This window comes from Streptomyces sp. NPDC029014 (assembly GCF_055564695.1).
In genome coordinates this window covers 1-17,919 of the sequence record NZ_JBVHVT010000083.1, presented here as the reverse complement: position 1 = coordinate 17,919, position 17,919 = coordinate 1, and the positions used below count along the sequence as shown (strand labels likewise).

At 75.3% G+C, this 17,919-nt stretch carries 9 protein-coding genes; 3 read left to right on the top strand and 6 right to left on the bottom strand.

Going from position 1 to position 17,919, the window contains the following annotated elements; all coding sequences use genetic code 11:
• Positions 1 to 95 precede the first annotated feature (95 nt).
• Complete coding sequence (locus tag ACZ4VL_RS32785; protein ID WP_468207357.1) at positions 96 to 2,288, bottom strand: ATP-dependent DNA helicase UvrD2; 2,193 nt, start codon at positions 2,286 to 2,288, stop codon at positions 96 to 98.
• Between the two features lie 188 nt (positions 2,289 to 2,476).
• Between ACZ4VL_RS32785 and ACZ4VL_RS32780 the strand changes: the two genes are divergently transcribed.
• Positions 2,477 to 2,737 carry a mycoredoxin gene (locus tag ACZ4VL_RS32780; RefSeq protein ID WP_361908712.1) on the top strand — a complete coding sequence of 87 codons (261 nt, stop codon included), beginning with the start codon at positions 2,477 to 2,479 and terminating at the stop codon, positions 2,735 to 2,737.
• A 138-nt stretch (positions 2,738 to 2,875) separates the two neighbouring features.
• On the opposite strand, the gene nudC is transcribed toward ACZ4VL_RS32780, so the two are convergent.
• From nudC to ACZ4VL_RS32755, 5 genes are all read right to left on the bottom strand, one after another.
• Complete coding sequence (nudC, locus tag ACZ4VL_RS32775) at positions 2,876 to 3,817, bottom strand: NAD(+) diphosphatase (protein ID WP_468207354.1); 942 nt, start codon at positions 3,815 to 3,817, stop codon at positions 2,876 to 2,878.
• 118 nt (positions 3,818 to 3,935) lie between these two features.
• Positions 3,936 to 5,345 carry a dipeptidase gene (locus ACZ4VL_RS32770; protein WP_468207352.1) on the bottom strand — a complete coding sequence of 470 codons (1,410 nt, stop codon included), beginning with the start codon at positions 5,343 to 5,345 and terminating at the stop codon, positions 3,936 to 3,938.
• A gap of 10 nt (positions 5,346 to 5,355) precedes the next feature.
• Complete coding sequence (locus ACZ4VL_RS32765) at positions 5,356 to 9,021, bottom strand: UvrD-helicase domain-containing protein (RefSeq protein ID WP_468207349.1); 3,666 nt, start codon at positions 9,019 to 9,021, stop codon at positions 5,356 to 5,358.
• A gap of 142 nt (positions 9,022 to 9,163) precedes the next feature.
• Positions 9,164 to 12,628, bottom strand: a complete 3,465-nt coding sequence (locus ACZ4VL_RS32760) for an ATP-dependent helicase (protein WP_468207346.1) — start codon at positions 12,626 to 12,628, stop codon at positions 9,164 to 9,166.
• A 246-nt stretch (positions 12,629 to 12,874) separates the two neighbouring features.
• Positions 12,875 to 13,231 (bottom strand): MGMT family protein, encoded by a 357-nt coding sequence (locus ACZ4VL_RS32755; RefSeq protein ID WP_468207343.1) that lies wholly within the window; start codon positions 13,229 to 13,231, stop codon positions 12,875 to 12,877.
• A 111-nt stretch (positions 13,232 to 13,342) separates the two neighbouring features.
• On the opposite strand from ACZ4VL_RS32755, the gene ACZ4VL_RS32750 reads away from it, so the two are divergent.
• Both ACZ4VL_RS32750 and ACZ4VL_RS32745 read left to right on the top strand, forming a co-directional pair.
• On the top strand, positions 13,343 to 16,114 hold the full coding sequence (locus ACZ4VL_RS32750; protein WP_468207340.1) for a lysylphosphatidylglycerol synthase transmembrane domain-containing protein: 2,772 nt from the start codon (positions 13,343 to 13,345) through the stop codon (positions 16,112 to 16,114).
• Positions 16,115 to 16,210: 96 nt separating this feature from the next.
• Positions 16,211 to 17,818, top strand: coding sequence for an alpha/beta hydrolase (locus ACZ4VL_RS32745; RefSeq protein ID WP_468207337.1), 1,608 nt, complete (start codon positions 16,211 to 16,213; stop codon positions 17,816 to 17,818).
• Positions 17,819 to 17,919 lie beyond the last annotated feature (101 nt).

The window sequence follows — 17,919 nt, the reverse complement described above, 5'->3', positions numbered from 1 at the left end:
CACGGATCGGAAGCTTCGTCAGAAGCCACCGTTTCCGTTGCTAAGAACCTATGGGGATCTGCTGGGCATGTGCAAACTATTTTTCCGACGAGTTTCTACGCGTCGGCGCCGTGCCCGGCGTCAGGCTCCTGACCTGCGCAGATGGCCAGGACCTCGGCTCCGTACCGGTCAAGTTTCCGTCCAGGCACGCCGGGGATGACCGCGAGCTCGCCCGGCTCGGCGGGCGAGGCCTCGGCGATCGCCATCAGCGTCCGGTCCGTGAAGACGCAGTACGCGGGCACCTTCTGCTCCCGGGCCTGTATCGCGCGCCACTCCCGCAGCCGCTCGTACAGCCCCTCGTCCATGTCGGACGGGCAGTCCTCGCAGCGCATCAGCTTGAGCTCGGCGGCGGCGGTCAGCGTCCTGCCGCAGACCCGGCAGCGCGCGGGGCCGCGCCGGGTGCGGCGGCGGGTGTCCCGCTCGGTCCCCTCCCGCTCGGCGGGGGCGCCGGCCCGGGCGGCGAGGGCCCCGGAGCCCGGCCTGAGCCCGTTCAGGAAGCGGCTGGGCCGACGGGACGGGCGGCCGCCCGGGGAGCGCGAGAGGGCCCAGGAGAGGGTCAGGTGGTGCCGTGCCCGGGTGACGCCGACGTAGAGGAGCCGCCGTTCCTCCTCGATCTGCTCGTCGGTCTTCGCGTACGTGATCGGGACCATGCCGTCGGTGAGGCCGACCAGGAACACGGCGTCCCACTCCAGGCCCTTCGCCGCGTGCAGCGAGGCGAGGGTGACGCCCTGGACGGTCGGCGCGTGCTGGGCGGCCCGGCGCTCCTCCAGCTCGACCGCCAGGTCGGCGAGGGTGGCCCCGGCCCGGGCCCGGGCGAAGTCCTCGGCGAGCCGGACCAGCGCCGCCAGCGACTCCCACTGCTCGCGCGCGGCCCCGGAGCCGGCGGGCGGTTCGGCGGTCCAGCCGGTGGCGCTGAGCACGGCCCGGACCTGGGCGCCGAGCTCGACGACGTCGTCCAGCAGCGGGTCGTTGCCGGCGGAGCGGGCGGCGCCGCGCAGGGCGAGGAGCGCCTTCTGCACCTCGGCCCGCTCGAAGAACCGCTCGGCGCCGCGCAGCTGGTAGGGGACGCCTGCGTCGGCGAGGGCCTGCTCGTAGACCTCGGACTGGGCGTTGATGCGGAACAGCACGGCGATCTCGCCGGCCGGGACGCCGCCGGCGATCAGCTTCCGGATCCGGGCGGCGACGCCCTCGGCCTCGGCGGGCTCGTCCGCGTACTCCGCGTACACCGGGTCGGGGCCGGGTTCGCGCTGGGAGAGCAGCTCCAGGCGGTGGGCGGCGGCCCGGCCGCTGGCCTGGGAGAGGAGCCCGTTGGCGAGGTGGACCACCTGCGGGGTGGAGCGGTAGTCGCGGACCAGCTTGACGACCGTGGCCTGCGGGTAGCGGATGCGGAAGTCCAGCAGGTGGTCCGGGGTGGCCCCGGTGAAGGAGTAGATCGTCTGGCTGGCGTCGCCGACGACGCAGAGGCTGTCGCGGTCGCCGAGCCACAGCTCCAGCAGCCGCTGCTGGAGCGGGCTGACGTCCTGGTACTCGTCCACCACGAAGTGCTGGTACTGGGCGCGGATCTGCTCGGCGATGTCGTGCCGGTCCTGCAGGATGCCGACGGTGAGCAGCAGCACGTCCTCGAAGTCGATCAGGCCGCGCTCGCGCTTGAGCTGCTCGTACGCCCCGTACAGCTGGGCGATCTCGGCCATGTCGCGGGGGGCTTCGCGGCCCGCCTTGAGGGCGGCCGCCGGATAGTCGGCGGGCACGGTCTGGGTGACCTTCGCCCATTCGATCTCGCCGGTGACGTCGCGCAGCTCGCTGCGGTCCAGGCGGACGCCGCAGCGGGTGCCTGCCTCGGCGACCAGTTGGACCTTGCGCTCGAGGAGTCGGGGCAGCTCGCCGCCGACGGCCCGCGGCCAGAAGTACTGGAGCTGGCGCAGGGCGGCGGAGTGGAAGGTGCGGGCCTGGACCCCGCCCGCGCCGAGGGTGCGCAGCCGGCCGCGCATCTCGCCGGCGGCGCGGTTGGTGAAGGTGACGGCCAGCACACTGGCGGGCATGAGCTGCCCGGACCGGACGCCGTAGGCGATGCGGTGGGTGATCGCCCGGGTCTTGCCGGTTCCGGCGCCGGCCAGCACGCACACCGGTCCGCGCAGGGTCGTGGCGACCTGGCGCTGCTCCGGGTCCAGGCCCAGGAGCACCGCGTCGGCCGAGCCGGCCGCGTCGTCTGCGCCGGCGGGGAAGGACGGGAAGGGCGTTGCTGCTGTCACCCCGCCATGCTGCCAGGTCCGGACCTGGGGGCGGGAAATCCGTCCACAGGACCGTCGCCGCGGTCACACCGTCGTACTTGACGAATGCGCCGTGCGACGGGTGCGGGAATGGCTCGGGGCTCCCGTACGTTCGAGTACCCGGACCACCCAGGCCCGCCCTGGACCACCGACCCCACGAGGAGCGCAGCATGCAGGACACGGGTTCCGTCACGATGTACAGCACGACCTGGTGCGGCTACTGCCGCCGGCTGAAGACCCAGCTGGACCGGGAAGGCATCGCGTACAACGAGATCAACATCGAGCTGGACCCGGAGTCCGCGGCGTTCGTCGAGAAGGCGAACGGCGGGAACCAGACCGTCCCGACCGTGCTGGTGGTGTCCCCCGCGGGCACCGAGTCGGTCATGACGAACCCGAGCCTGGCCCAGGTGCAGCAGGCCCTGGCCGTCTGAGCCGGGTCCGCCGCGGGCCGGGCGGCCGGCGTGCGGGACGTGCGCGGAAGGGCCCCCGCCGAGGCGGGGGCCCTTCGCCTGCCCTTCGGCTGTCGGGCGGCCGTACCGTCACCCGGCGGTACGGACCGGCCCCGCGGGCTACGCGGCCGGCCGCGGCAGGGGCTCGCCGTACCAGCGCTCGACCAGCCGGGCCGCGATGGAGATCCCCGACGGCGGCAGCACCTCGCCGGTCTCGAACGCGCGGCGCAGCTCCTCGCGGGAGAACCAGCGGGCCTCCTGGATCTCCTCGCCGTCGACGTTGATCTCGTAGGAGTCGGCCCGGGCGGTGAAGCCGAGCATCAGGCTGTACGGGAACGGCCAGGGCTGGCTGGCGACGTACTCGACCTCGCCGACCCGCACGCCCGCCTCCTCCCACACCTCGCGGACCACCGCCTGCTCGATGGACTCGCCCGGCTCCACGAACCCGGCGAGCGTCGAGAAGCGGCCCTCCGGCCAGTGCACCTGGCGGCCGAGCAGCGCCCGGTCCTGGTCGTCGGTGACCAGCATGATCACCGCGGGGTCGGTGCGCGGGTAGTGCTCGGCGCCGCAGCCCGGGCAGCGGCGGATGTGGCCGGCGGCCGCGACCACGGTGCGCTCGCCGCAGCGGGAGCAGAAGCGGTGCATCCGCTGCCAGTTCTCCAGGGCCACCGCGTGCACCATCAGCCCCGCGTCGCGCGGTGACAGCAGCATCCCGGCCTCGCGCAGCCCGGCCGGGCGGGCCGACTGGTCCATGCGGCCCGGCAGGGCGTCCTTCTGCAGCGCGAAGTACCGTACGCCGTCCTCGTCCGTGCCGAGGAAGTAGCGGTGGGTCTCGGTGAGCGGGGCCTCGAAGGCCGGGGTCATCACGATCCCGGTGCCGCCGTCGGGGGTGTCGTCGATCAGGACCTGGCCCCCGGAGACCACGAAGACGCGGGTCGTCGGGTGGCTCCAGGCGGCGGCGAGCCAGGGCTCGTCGAGGCGGTGGTGCGCGGCGCGGTCGATTCCGCTGGGCGCGGCCAGCGAGATCGGGTGCTCGGTATACGTGCTCACAGGTACTTCCAACTCCCCCGGTGGCGTGGACGGGCAGGCTCGGTGGTGACGCGTGATGCGTGATGCGTGATGCGTATGCGTGCTGGATGACTGGGGTGCGCGGTGCGGGCGCCGGGTCCGGTGCGGCGGGTCAGGCGCGCGCCGGCTTCCAGTGCGCCGCCAGGTCCCCCCACAGGTAGGCGGCCGTCTCCACGCCCTTGACGAGCAGGTCGAGCTCGACCTTCTCGTTCGGCGCGTGCCAGCCGTCCGACGGCACCGAGATGCCGAGGAACAGCACGGCCGCGCCCAGGACGTCCTGGAGGTCGGCGGCCGGACCCGAGCCGCCCTCGCGGGTGAAGCGGACCTTCTTGCCGAAGGCGCGGCCCATGGCCCGGACGACGGACTGCAGCGCCGGGTGGTCCAGCGGGGTCAGGCACGGCCGGGTCGGGGCGCCGAAGACGATGGAGTGGCGGATCCCGTCCGGGACGCGGGCCGCGACCCAGTCCCGGACGGCGGCCTCGACCTCGTACGGGTCCTGCCCGGACACCAGTCGGAACGACAGCTTCAGGTGGGCGGAGGCGGGCACGATGGTCTTGCCGCCGGGGCCCTGGTAGCCGCCGCCGATGCCGTTGACCTCGGCCGTGGGGCGGGCCCAGACGCGCTCCAGGGTGGAGTAGCCCTTCTCGCCCGCCGTCGCGTGCGACTTGGCGTTGCCCAGCCACTCGGCCTCGTCGAACGGCAGCTCGGCGATCAGCGCCCGCTCCTCGTCCGTCAGCTCCGCGATGCCGTCGTAGAAGCCGGGGACGGTGACCCGCTCGTCGGCGTCGTGCAGCGCCGCGACCAGGCGGGCGGCGACGGTGGCCGGGTTGGGCACGGCCCCGCCGAACGCGCCCGAGTGGATGTCCTGGTCGGGCCCGTGCAGGTCGATCTCGCAGTCGGCGACGCCGCGCATGCCGGTGCACACGGTCGGGGTGGTCTCCGACCACATGCCGGTGTCGGAGACGATCACCACGTCGGCGGCGAGGCGGTGCGCCTCCCGCTCGACCAGGGCACGGAAGTGCGGGGAGCCCGACTCCTCCTCGCCCTCGACCAGCAGCTTCAGGTGTACGGCGGGGGCGTCGGCGCCGGTCGCGGCCAGGTGGGCGCGGACGCCGAGGGTGTGGAAGAACACCTGGCCCTTGTCGTCGGCGGCGCCGCGCGCGTACATCCGCCCGTCCTTGACGACCGGTTCGAACGGCTCGGTGTGCCAGCCGTCGGCGAGCGCGGCGGGCTGCACGTCGTGGTGCCCGTACACCAGGACGGTCGGGGCGTCCGGGTCGTCGGCGGGCCACTCGGCGAAGACGGCGGGCGCGCCGTCGGTCTCCCAGACCTCGGCGACCGGGAAGCCGGTCTTGGTGAGCTGTGCGGCGAGCCACTCGGCGCTGCGTCGTACGTCGCCCGCGTGCTCGGGCTGGGCCGAGACGGAGGGGATGCGGAGCCACTCGGCGAGGTCGTCGAGGAAGGCGGCGCGATGCGTGTCGATGTACGTGCGGACGACGTTGTCCGCCGGGGTTTCGCTCATGCCCACGAGCCTATCGGTCGGCCCGGCGGCCACCGGCGGCGCCCGATCCGCCTTGGAGGATCCGCTCAATGGTGATCCGGCCGGGCAGTCGGCGCGGGCGGATCACACGGCCGCTGCGGACGTGGAGGAAGGCCGCGCCGACCCGGCGCAGGGGGGTGCCGGTGGTCTCCGCCCAGGCGAGGCGGTAGATCGCGAGCTGGAGCGGGTCGGCCTCGGTGCTGCGGCCGGTCTTCCAGTCGACGATCTCGTACGCGTACTTGCTGCCCGGGGGGTTGCGGTAGACGGCGTCGATCCGGCCGCGGACCACCCGGCCGGCCAGCGTGACCTGCACCGGGGCCTCCAGGCGGTACGGGGTGCGCTCGGCGTACTCGCTGCGTTCGAAGGACTCCTTGAGGGAAGCGAGGTCGGCCTCGTCCGCGACCTCCTGGTCGGTGCCGGGGAGGTCCGCCTCCGGCTCCAGGACGTCGAGGAAGGGGAGCGGGAGTTCGTCGAAGCGGGACTCCACCCAGGCGTGGAAACGGGTGCCCTGGCGGGCCGCCGGCTGCGGGGGGCGGGGCATCGGGCGGGCCAGGTCGCGGGCGAAGGCCTGCTCGTCCGCGGCGAGGCGGAGGAGTTGGCTCGCGGACAGGGCGGGGGGCAGCTCGACGTCGCGGACGGCTTCGCGGGTACGGCGGAGTTCGCCCTCCAGGGCGTCGAGGTCGCGGTCCCAGGAGGCGATGGCCCGCGCCTCCTCGGGGGTGAGCGGGGTGGCCGCGGCGGAGCCGCCGGCCGGCCGGTCGTCGGCCTCCGCCTCCGCCTCCGCCGGGACGTCGCCGGGCAGCCACAGGTCCGCGTCGGGGCCGTCCCAGGCCCCGGGGGCGACCCGGGGGGCCGGGACGGTCCGGGGGGCGGGGACGGTCCCGGGGGCGGGGGTGGCCGGGGGCCGCGCCGCGGGCGGGGCCGCCTGCGTCGCCGGATCACCGGGCAGCCACAGGGCGTCGGGGGCCTCGTCGTGGGACGGGTCTTCGTCGTGAGGCGGGTACTCGTCGTAGGGCGGGTAGTCGTCGTAGGGCAGGTCCTCGTCGTGGGACGGGTCCTCGCAGTGCGGGGGCCACAGGTGCTCGTCCGGGGCCGGCGGGGCGGGCTCCGGGCGGGGGGCCGCCAGGTGGGACTCGACCAGGGCCGCCGCCGCGCGGCGCAGGGCCAGCGACTGGGGGTCCAGCGGCAGGGGCCAGGAGTGCTCCGGGGCGGACTCGGCGGCCAGGGCCGGGTTCTCCTCGCCCTCCTCCGGTTCCGGGGCCCAGGCCTCGATCTCGCCGTGGCCGGCGGCGCAGTGCTCGTACAGCGCCTGCAGGAACGGCGACGGCCCGCGCCGCTTCTTCTGCGTCGGACCCCACCAGTGGGCGGAGGCCAGCAGCAGCGAGCGCGGCCGGGTGAAGGTGACGTAGCCGAGGCGGAGCTCCTCCACCTCCTTGTGCTCCTTCAGGGCCGCCTTGAAGGACTTCAGGCCGGCCGAGGTCCACGCGGGGTCGGCCGGCAGGGTGGGCGCGTCGCCGCGCAGCGCGTACGGCAGGACCTTCGCGTACGAGGTCCAGGCCTCCGGCGGCTTCTGCTTCGGGAACGACCCCGCGCACAGGTCGGGGACGACGACCACGTCCCACTCCAGCCCCTTGGACTTGTGGGCGGTGAGCACCTTGACCGTGTTCTCGCCGCCCGGCAGGGCGTGGTCGAGGCCCTTCTCGTACTGGACGGCGGTCCGCAGGAAGCCGAGGAAGGCGAGCAGGGACGCCTCGCCGTCGAGGGAGGCGAAGCCGGCGGCGACGTCCAGGAAGGACGACAGGGTCTCGCGGCGGCGCGCGGCCAGGGCGTGCGGGGACGCGGACAGCTCCACGTCCAGGCCGGTCGCCGCCAGCACCCGGTGGAGTACGTCCATCAGCGGGTCGGCGAGGGAACGCCGCAGGTCGCGCAGTTCCTGGGCGAGGTGCGCGAAGCGGACGCGGGCGTCCGGCGAGAACGGCAGGTCGTCCACGGCGGCGGTGCCGGGGGCGCCGTCCAGGAAGGTCTCCAGCGCGTCGGCCAGGGAGACGACCTCGGCCGGGTCCACCCCCTCCACGGCGGCCGCCAGCCGCCCCTCCGGGTCGGTGCCGCCCTGCGCGCGCCCCACCAGCTGCCGCGCGCGCCGCCCCAGCAGGGCCAGGTCGCGGGCGCCGATGCGCCAGCGGGGGCCGATCAGGAGGCGGACGAGGGAGGCGTTGGCGCCCGGGTCCTGGAGCACCTCGCACACCGCGATCAGGTCGGCGACCTCGGGCAGGTGCAGCAGCCCGGACAGGCCGACGACCTCCACCGGCACGTCCCGGGCCACCAGGGCCGCCTGGATCTGCGCGAAGTCCGCCGCGCCCCGGCAGAGCACGGCGATCTGCCGGGGCTCGGTCCCGGTCCGCACCAGGTGCGCGACCGAGTCGCCCAGCCAGTCGAGTTCCTCGGCGTGCGTGGGCAGCAGCGCGCAGCGGACGGAGCCCGCCTGCTCCTCGCCCGGCGCGGGGCGCAGGGCCTCGACGCCCTCGTGCATGGCGCGCAGCGGGGCCGCCAGGCCGTTGGCGAGGTCGAGGAGGCGGCCGCCGCTGCGCCGGTTCTCGCTGAGCGAGAAGCGGGTGGCGGGGCTGCCGTCGGCGTAGGAGAAGTGCGCGGGGAAGTCGTCCAGGTTGGCCACGGACGCACCGCGCCAGCCGTAGATCGCCTGGCAGGGGTCGCCGACGGCGGTGACGGCGTGCCCGGTGCCGCCGCCGAACAGGCCGGACAGCAGCAGCCGCTGGGCGACGGAGGTGTCCTGGTACTCGTCGAGGAGGACCACCCGGAACTCCTCGCGCAGCAGCGCCCCCACCTCGGGCCGGGTGGTGGCGAGCTCCGCGCAGAGGGCTATCTGGTCGCTGAAGTCGAGCAGGTCGCGGGAGCGTTTCGCAGCGCGGTAGCGCTCGGTCAGCTCCAGCAGTTCCAGGCGGCCGCGGACCGCCTCGGGGATCTTGCGCAGCTCCTCGTTGCTGAGGCGGGCGCCGGCGAGTTCGTCGAGCAGCGCGGTGTCGTACGCGCGCAGCCGCCCGGGGGTCACCAGGTGCTCGGACAGCTCCGCGTCGAGCGCGAGCAGGTCGCTGACCAGGTCGGGGACGGACTTGGTCAGCGCGGGGTACGGGCCGGGGGCCTCGCGCAGCACGCGCGCGGCGAGCTGGAAGCGGGTGGCGTCGGCGAGCAGCCGGGCGCTGGGCTCCAGGCCGATGCGCAGGCCGTGGTCCTTCAGCAGCTGGCCGGCGAAGGCGTGGTAGGTGGAGATGCGGGGCTCGCCGCCGGCCGCCGCATCGGCGCCGGCGGTGTCCGCGGTGTCGGTGGTGTCGGCCGGGGAGGGGTCCGGGTCGGTGATGCCGGCCTGCGCCAGGGCCGCCCGTACGCGCTCGGCGAGCTCGCCGGCTGCCTTGTTGGTGAAGGTCAGACCGAGGACCTGGGAGGGGGCGACCGTTCCGGTGCCGACCAGCCACACCACCCGGGCGGCCATGACCGTGGTCTTGCCGGACCCGGCGCCGGCCACGATGACCTGCGGGGCGGGCGGGGCGGTGATGCAGTCCAGCTGCTCGGGGGTGAACGGGATGCCGAGGAGCTCCTTGAGCTGCTCGGGGTCGGTGAGGCGGGAGGACGGGCGCGCGGACACCCGGAAAGGCTAGCCGTCCGCGCCGACATCCCCCGCGATCCGTCTCACACCGCGGGCGGCTGCGACACGCGTCACTCCCGCCCTCCGCCGCGCCGGGGCACTCCCCCGTCCGCTCCGCCGCGGCTCACGCGGCTCACGCGGCTCAGTCGACGGTCTGGCGGCCCTCCGGGCGCGCGCTGCACGAGCTGCGGAAGGAGCAGTGGTCGCACTGCCGGCCGGGCGCGGGGACGAACCGCTCGTCGAGGACCTTCCCGGCGGCGGTCGCCAGCAGGTCGCCGACCCACTCGCCGGAGGATCCGGGCGACAGCGGCTCCTGCCCCTGCACCTTGGGGACGGTCTCCCCGCCGTCGCGCACGGGCGCGCCCTGGCGCAGGTGGACCAGCTCGGCGCCGCCCGGCGCGGGCCGCGCGCCGTCGAAGGCCCCGTCGACCGCGCCCTCGCGGACGGCGAGCTGGTAGACGGCGAGCTGCGGGTGCCGGGCGACCTCGTCCCTGGTCGGCGCGGACTTGCCGGTCTTGAAGTCGACCACGTACGCACGCCCCTGCGGGTCCGCCTCGACCCGGTCCATGGAGCCCCGGATCCGGACGGCGTACTCGCCCGCTTCGAGCGTGACGTCGAAATCGTGCTCCGTGGCGACGGCCGCCCTGCCCCCGCGGTCGGTGGTGTGCCAGCGCAGGAACCGCTCCAGGGCCGCGCGGGCGTTGTCCTTCTCCTGGCGGGACTTCCAGGGGGCGTCGAAGGCGAGGGCGTCCCAGACCGAGTCCAGGCGCTCCATGAGGACGGCGAGGTCGGCGGGGGTGCGGCCGGAGGCGACCTCGTCGGCGAGGACGTGGACGACGTTGCCGAAGCCCTGGGCGGCGGTGGCCGGGGCGTCGGCCTTGACCTCGCGGCCGAGGAACCACTGGAGGGAGCAGGTGTTGGCGAGCTGGTCCAGGGCGCTGCCGGAGAGGGCGACGGGCCGGTCGCGGTCGCGGAGCGGGACGCTGCTGCGGGTGGGCTCGTACAGGCCCCACCAGCGCTGCGGGTGCGCGGCCGGGACCAGCGGCCGCTCGTCCTCGTCGGTGAGCGCGGCGAGGCGGGCGAGACGGCGGGCTGCGGCGTCGCGCAGCGCGGGCGAGGCGTCGGGGTCGACGGTGGTGGCGCGCAGCTCGGCGACGAGCGCGGGCACGGCCAGCGGGCGGCGCGGACGGCCGGAGACGTCCTTGGGGGTGACCCCGAGCTCGGTGAGGAAGCGGGAGGGCTGGTCGCCGTCCTCGGCCGGGGCCTTGACGGCGGTGACGACGAGCCGCTCGCGGGCCCGGGTGGCGGCGACGTAGAAGAGGCGGCGCTCCTCGGCGAGGAGGGAGCCGGCGCTGAGGGGCTCGGCGAGGCCGTCGCGGCCGATCCGGTCGGCCTCCAGGAGGGAGCCGCGGCGGCGGAGGTCGGGCCACAGGCCCTCCTGCACGCCGGCGACGACGACGAGTCCCCATTCCAGGCCCTTGGAGCGGTGCGCGGTCATCAGCCGGACGGCCTCGCGGCGGGTGGCGCGGCGGGTGAGGGTGTCGGCGGCGATGTCCTCGGCTTCGAGCTGTTCGAGGAAGTTCAGGGCGCCGCGGCCGCCGGTGCGCTCCTCGGCGCGGGCGGCGGTGTCGAACAGGGCGCAGACGGCGTCGAGGTCCCGGTCGGCGTTGCGGCCGGCGGGGCCGCCGCGGCGGGCGTTGCGCTCCAGCCGCTGGGGCCAGGGGGTGCCGTCCCAGAGGGTCCACAGGGCCTCTTCGGCGGTACCGCCGCCCTGGAGCAGCTCACGGGTCTTGCGCAGGAGCAGGCCGAGGCGCTGCGCGCCGCGGGCGTACGCCGGGTCGTGCGCGACGAGGCGTTCCGGCTCGGCAAGGGCGCGGGCGAGCAGCACGTCGGAGGGCGCGGGCACCGTGACGCCGGCGGCCCGCTCCTCGTCGCGCAGGGCGCGCCCGAGCCGCCGCAGGTCGGCGGCGTCCATCCCGCCGAGCGGCGAGGCGAGCAGCGTGAGCGCCGCCTCGACCCCGACCCATCCGGCGTCGCCCCGGGGGTCGGCGGCACCGGCACCACCGACCGCTGCGGCGGTCCCGGACGCCGCATCTGCTGCATCTGCTGCTCCGGACAGCTCAGCGGTCTCGGCGGGATCAGCCGGGTCGGCGGTGACCGTTCCGGCCCGATCGGCCGCGTCCACCGGCTCGGGGGCCGCGTCGAGCGGCTCCGCGGCCCCGCCGGCCGCGGTCGGATCGGTGGCCGCCTCCCCGGGCGCGGGCGTCGCCCGGGCGGCGGCGCGCAGGGCCGTCAGGAGGGGGGAGACGGCCGGTTCGTGGCGGAGCGGGATGTCCGCGCCGTCCGTCTCGGCCGGGACTCCCGCCGCGATCAGGGCCCGCCGCATCGCCGGCAGGGTGCGGCCGCCGGCGCGGACCAGGACGGCCATGTCCTGCCACGGCACGCCGTCCTCCAGGTGGGCGCGGCGCAGGACGTCGGCGATGTTGTCCAGCTCGGCGCCGGCCGTCGGGTACGTGTACACCTCGACCCGACCCCCGTCCCGCGTCGGGGCGAGCCCGCGGTGGGCCCGGACCGCGTCGGAGGGCAGCCGCGGCACCGGCATGCGGGTGGTCAGCAGGCGGGTCGCGGCCAGCAGGTTCGCGGCCGAGCGGCGGCCGACGGTCAGGGCGCGGACGGCGGCGCCGGGGAAGGCCCCCTCGAAGTCCAGCGTGTTGTTGATGTCCGCGCCGCGGAAGGCGTAGATGGACTGGTCCGGGTCGCCGAACGCGATCAGCGTGCCGCCCGGCCCGGCCAGGGCCTGGAGCAGGCGCAGCTGCGAGGCGTCGGTGTCCTGGAACTCGTCGACGTAGATCACGTCGTAGGCGGCGGACAGCGCGGGCGTCCGCTCGGCGAGCAGCACGGCCCGGTGCAGGAGCTCGGCGTAGTCGAGCGTGCCCTGCATGTCGAGGACGTCGAGGTACTCGGAGAGGAAGGCGGCGGCGGCCTTCCAGTCCGGGCGGCCCTGCCGGGAGGCGAACGCGTCCAGTGCGCCCGGGCCGAGGCCCAGCTCGCGGGCGCGGGCGAGGACCGCGCGGACCTCGTCGGCGAAGCCGCGGGTGGTGAGGGCGGCCCGCAGGTCGTCGGGCCAGCGGATGGACCGGATCTCGCGCTGCCCCTCCAGCAGGGTGCGGACCATCACGTCCTGCTCGGGACCGGACAGCAGCCGCAGCGGGTCGGCGAACAGGTCGGTGTCCTGGTGGGCGCGGACCAGCCCGTAGCAGAAGGAGTGGAAGGTGGTGGCCTGCGGGGCGCGGGCGCCGCCGAGCCGCAGGGCGGCCCGGTCGCGCAGTTCCACGGCGGCCTTGCGGCTGAAGGTGAGGATCAGGATGCGGGCCGGGTCCGTGCCGGCCTCGACGCGGGCGGCGGCGGCCTCGACGAGGGTGGTGGTCTTCCCGGTGCCGGGTCCGGCGAGGACCAGCAGCGGTCCGGTGGTGTGATCAACCACCGCCCGCTGTGCTGCGTCCAGCACAGGGGGCTCCACCCGCCGCTGCCCGCCGCGCACGAGGCGGTACGCGTCCGGGGTCCGGGTACGCCGCCGCTCGGAACGGTCGGAGGAAGAGGTGATCACGTGGGGTGCCGGTCCTGGTGGGTCTGCTGCGGTTGCTGCCACGGCGCATGCCGAAGAGGCAACGCTACGGCAAGCGGGACGCCCCGCGCAGTTCGCCGAGGTCCGCAGCGGGTGACCGTCCCGGGCGCCGGACGGGACCCCGCCCGGGACGGCGGGAGCCGCCCCGGGCGGGCCGTCGCCGCTCCCCCGTACGGTCCTCCGCGGGGGCGGGCCACTCCCCTCCGGGGCGTTCCGTGGCCGAAGCTGTCAGATGTGACCCTCGTCCCGTTCCGCGCTCGCGCCGCTGCCGTCCCAGCGGGCCCGCCGCATGTCCAGGCGCGCCTCCCCGTCGGTCGTCAGCCGCAGCGGGGTGGACTCGGTGCGGTAGTGCTCCAGGGCCCGGTGCTCGCTGCCCGGCAGGGGGCGGCCGTCGGCCCGTACGACGCGCCACCAGGGCACGCCGCCCCCGTACAGGGCCATCACGCGGCCGACTTGGCGCGGGCCTCCCTCGCCGATCCATTCGGCGACGTCCCCGTAGGTCATCACCCGGCCGGGCGGAATCCGCTCGGTCACCTCCAGCACGCGCTCCGCGTACGCGGGCAGCTCCTCGCTCATTCCGCCCATGGTGCCGCACGCGGCGCAGGCTCCTGCGGAGTGTTTCGTTCCCGTACCGGCGCGCACCCTGATGCCCCCCGCGCCCGCCGGTCCGTGCCACCATCTTCCGGGCGGTGACTGGTGATACGTGATCAAGAAGAGACGGATGTGACGACGAAGGAGCAGGGTGTGAGCCCTCCGGACGGCGCGACCGAGGACGACGGATCGCGCCCAGAGCCGCGCCCGCGGCCGGAGCCGGCCCCGGAGCCGAGCCCGCACCCGGGCGCGCGCCCCGGCGATGCGTCCGGGCGCCCGGACTCCGCCGAGCCGGGCGAGGTCGTCGAGGTCGACGAGCCGCTGCTCGCCGCCCGCGTGCACCGGCCCTCGGACCTGGTCCGTCTCCTCGTCGGCGTCCTCGGCATCGCGGTCGTGCTGGCCATCGCCGCCTTCGCGCACGGCACCACCGCCGGCCTGGAGGCCGACATCAGCCAGGGCACCGGCGCCGCCCCAGACCTGCTGATCCAGGTCGCCGGCCTGGTGTCGAGCATCGCCGTCCTGCTCGTGCCCGTCGCCTTCGCCATCGAACGCCTGATCAAACGCGACGGGCTGCGCATCGCCGACGGCGTGCTCGCGGCCGTCCTCGCCCACGGGGTGACCCTCGCCACCGACCTGTGGGTCTCCGAGGGCGCCCCCGCCTCCATCCAGGACGCCCTGACCCGGGCCGCCGGCGCGGGCGGGGCACTCACCGACCCGGTGCACGGCTACCTCGCGCCGGTGATCGCGTACATGACCGCGGTCGGGATGACGCGCCGGCCGCGCTGGCGGGTCGCCCTGTGGGTGGTGCTGCTCCTGGACGCGTTCGCGATGCTGGTCAGCGGCTACACCACCCCGTTCTCGATCATCCTGACGGTGCTGATCGGCTGGAGCGTCGCGTACGGCACGCTGTACGCCGTCGGTTCGCCGAACGTCCGCCCGACCGGACAGCACCTCCTCGCCGGTCTGCGGCGCGTCGGCTTCCAGCCGGTCAGCGCCATGCGCGCGGAGGTCGCCGACGGCGCAGACGCCTCCGAGGTCAGCGACCGCGGCCGCCGCTACCACGTGGCCCTGGAGGACGGTCCGCCGCTCGACGTCACCGTCGTGGACCGCGAGCAGCAGGCCCACGGCTTCTTCTACCGGGTGTGGCGCCGGATGTCCCTGCGCGGCATCACCACCCGGCGCAGCCTGCAGTCGCTGCGGCAGGCGCTGGAGCAGGAGGCGCTGCTCGCGTACGCGGCCATCGCGGCCGGGGCGAACGCACCGAAGCTGATCGCCACCTCCGAGCTCGGCCCGGACGCCGTCATGCTCGTGTACGAACACCTGGACGGGCGGCCCCTGGACTCCCTCCCCGACGCGGAGATCACCGACCGCCTCGCCCACCACGCGTGGGAGCAGGTCCGGGCCCTGCAGTCGCGGCGGATCGCCCACCGCCGGCTCACGGGCGACGCCCTGCTGGTGGATCGTTCCGGCAACGTGGTCCTGACCGACCTGCGCGGCGGCGAGATCGCCGCCGGCGACCTGGTCCTGCGGATGGACATCGCCCAGCTGCTGACCACCCTCGGCCTGCGGGTCGGCGCGGAGCGGGCCGTGGCCTCGGCGGTGTCGGTGCTCGGCCCGGACGCGGTGGCGGACTGCCTGCCGCTGTTGCAGCCGATCGCGCTCAGCCGGTCCACCCGGGCGACCCTGCGCCGGCTGGCCCGGGAGCGCGCCGACCGGCAGCGGGAGGCCGTGCTGGAGTCCTCGCGGGCGGCGAAGGCCGCGCGGGAGGCGGCCGCGGGGGCGAAGGCCGGGACGGTCTCGGCCGCGGACCGCGCCGCGGACCGCAAGGCGGAGAAGAAGGCCCTGGACGACGCCCTGGACGGGGCCCGCGAAGAGGACCTGCTGAGCCAGATCCGCCGGCAGGTGCTGCTGATCCGGCCGCAGGCCCCTGTGGAGCCGGCCCGCCTGGAGCGGATCCGGCCGCGCACGCTGGTGTCGTTCATCGCGGGCGCCTTCGGCGCGTACTTCCTGCTCACGCAGCTGGCCCACGTGGACTTCGCGACGATCGTCGCCCAGGCGCAGTGGGGCTGGGTGGGGGCCGCGCTGGCCTTCTCGGCGCTCTCGTACGTCGCGGCGGCGATGAGCCTGCTGGGCTTCGTGCCCGAACGGGTGCCGTTCCTGCGGACGGTCGTCGCACAGGTCGCCGGGTCCTTCGTGAAGCTGGTCGCCCCGGCGGCGGTCGGCGGTGTCGCGCTGAACGCGCGGTTCCTGCAGCGGGCGGGGGTCCGGCCCGGGCTGGCCGTGGCGAGCGTGGGCGCCTCCCAGCTGTTCGGGCTGGCGTGCCACATCCTGCTGCTGCTGTCCTTCGGCTATCTGACGGGCACCGAGAAGACCCCGGAGATGACCCCGTCGCGGACGGTCATCGCGGGTCTGCTGACGGTGGCGGTGCTGGTCCTCGTCGTCACGGCGGTGCCGCTGCTGCGGAAGTTCGTGGTGACCCGGGTGCGGGCGCTGTTCGCGGGTGTGGTGCCGCGCATGCTGGACGTGCTCCAGCGGCCCCAGAAGCTGCTCACGGGCATCGGCGGCATGGTGCTGCTGACCGGCTGCTTCGTGATGTGCCTGGACGCGTCGATCCGCGCGTTCGGGGGCGGCGAGACCCTCAGCTACGCGAGCATCGCGGTGGTCTTCCTGGCGGGCAACGCCCTCGGCTCGGCGGCGCCGACGCCGGGCGGCATCGGCGCGGTGGAGACCACGCTGACGCTGGGCCTGATCGCCGCCGGCCTGGAGAAGGAGGTCGCCATCTCGGCGGTCCTGCTGTTCCGCCTGATGACGTTCTGGCTCCCCGTCCTCCCCGGCTGGGTGTCCTTCAACTACCTGACCCGCAAGGAAGCGATCTAGCCGCGGCCCCTGCCGGCCGCCGGGACCCTCGCCGGGCGGCCGCCCGGACGGGTGCCTGCGCGGGCGGGTCGCCGGCCGCGGTCGCAGGATGGGGGTATGTCGACGAACGTGCTGCGCCTTGCCGGTGTCCTTGGTCTCGTGGGAGCACTGGTGACGGTCGGTGCGTGCGCCGGCGGGGAGGAGCGGGCGACGCCCCGGGCCGGCGGGACCAAGGGGGCCCCGCCGCTCAAGTGGAGCACGTGCCCCGCGCCCGATGCCGCGCAGGGCGGCGGGCAGGCCCCGCCGAAGGGCTGGGAGTGCGCCACGCTGCACGTTCCGCTCGACTACGCGCAGCCGGAGGGCGAGACCATCCCGATCGCGCTGATCCGGGCCAAGGCCCGCAGCAAGGACGAGCGGCTCGGCTCGCTCGTGTTCAACTTCGGCGGGCCGGGTGGGTCCGGGATCAGTACGCTGCCGGGCGCCGCCAAGGACTACGAGGCCCTGCGCAAGCGGTACGACCTGGTGAGCTTCGACCCCCGCGGGGTGGGGCGGAGCGCGCCCGTGCTGTGCGAGACCGACAAGCAGCTCGACCAGTACTACGCGCAGGACTCCACCCCGGACACGCCCCAGGAGGAGAAGTCCTTCACGGATGCGATCCGCCGCTACCAGGCGGCCTGCAAGGCCCGCTCCGGGAAGGTGCTGCCGTACGTCGGCACCGAGAACGCCGCCCGCGACCTCGACCGGATCCGCCAGGCCCTCGGCGACGAGAAGCTGAACTACTTCGGGATCTCGTACGGCACGGAGCTCGGCGGGGTCTACGCCCACCTGTTCCCGAAGAACGTCGGGCGGGCCGTCTTCGACGCCGTCGTGGACCCGACCAAGACCTACGAGGGGGGCGCACTCGGCCAGGCCGAGGGCTTCCAGCTGGCCCTCGGGAACTTCGCGCAGGACTGCGTGGACCGCGGCGAGGAGTGCCGGCTCCAGGGCAGCACCGCCAAGGAGATCGAGGACAACATCGTCCGGTTGCAGAAGAGCCTCGCCGACAAGCCGATCCCGGGCGTCGGGGGCCGGATGCTCACCGATTCCGCGGCGACCAACGGGATCGCGCAGGCCCTGTACTCGCAGGAGCTGTGGCCACTGCTGGAACAGGGCATCGACGAGGCCGAGGGCGGGCAGGGGCAGCTGCTGATGGCGCTGTCCGATGCGCTCAACGGGCGGGACCGCAGCGGCCGCTACAGCAACATCGGCGCCGCCAACACGGCGGTCAACTGCGCCGACTTCAAGGACCGGGTCGACCTCGCCCAGGCCAAGGCCAAACTGCCGGAGTTCCGGGCGGCCTCCCCCGTCTTCGGGGACTTCCTGGGCTGGGCGCTGACGAGCTGCACCGGCTGGCCGGTGGCGGGCGCGTGGGAGACCCCGGACGTGTCGGCGCCCGGCGCGGCCCCGATCGTGGTGATCGGCAACACCGGCGACCCGGCGACCCCGTACGAGGGTGCCCGGCACATGGTCGAGCGGCTCGGCCCCGGCGTGGGTGTGGAGCTCACGTACAAGGGGCAGGGGCACGGGGCGTACAACAGCGGCGACCCGTGCGTGCAGCAGGCGGTGAACTCCTACCTGCTGGACGGGAAGGTGCCGCCCTCCGGCAGGGTGTGCACCCCGGCCCCCTCCCAGCCCGCCAGCCCCACGGCCCAGCCCGCCAGCCCCACGGCGGCCCCCGCCGTCTGACGGGGCGAACGCCGTAGGGGGGCGGGGGGGGGGGGGGGGGGGGGGGGGGGGGGGGGGGGGGGGGGGGGGGGGGGGGGGGGGGGGGGGGGGGGGGGGGGGGA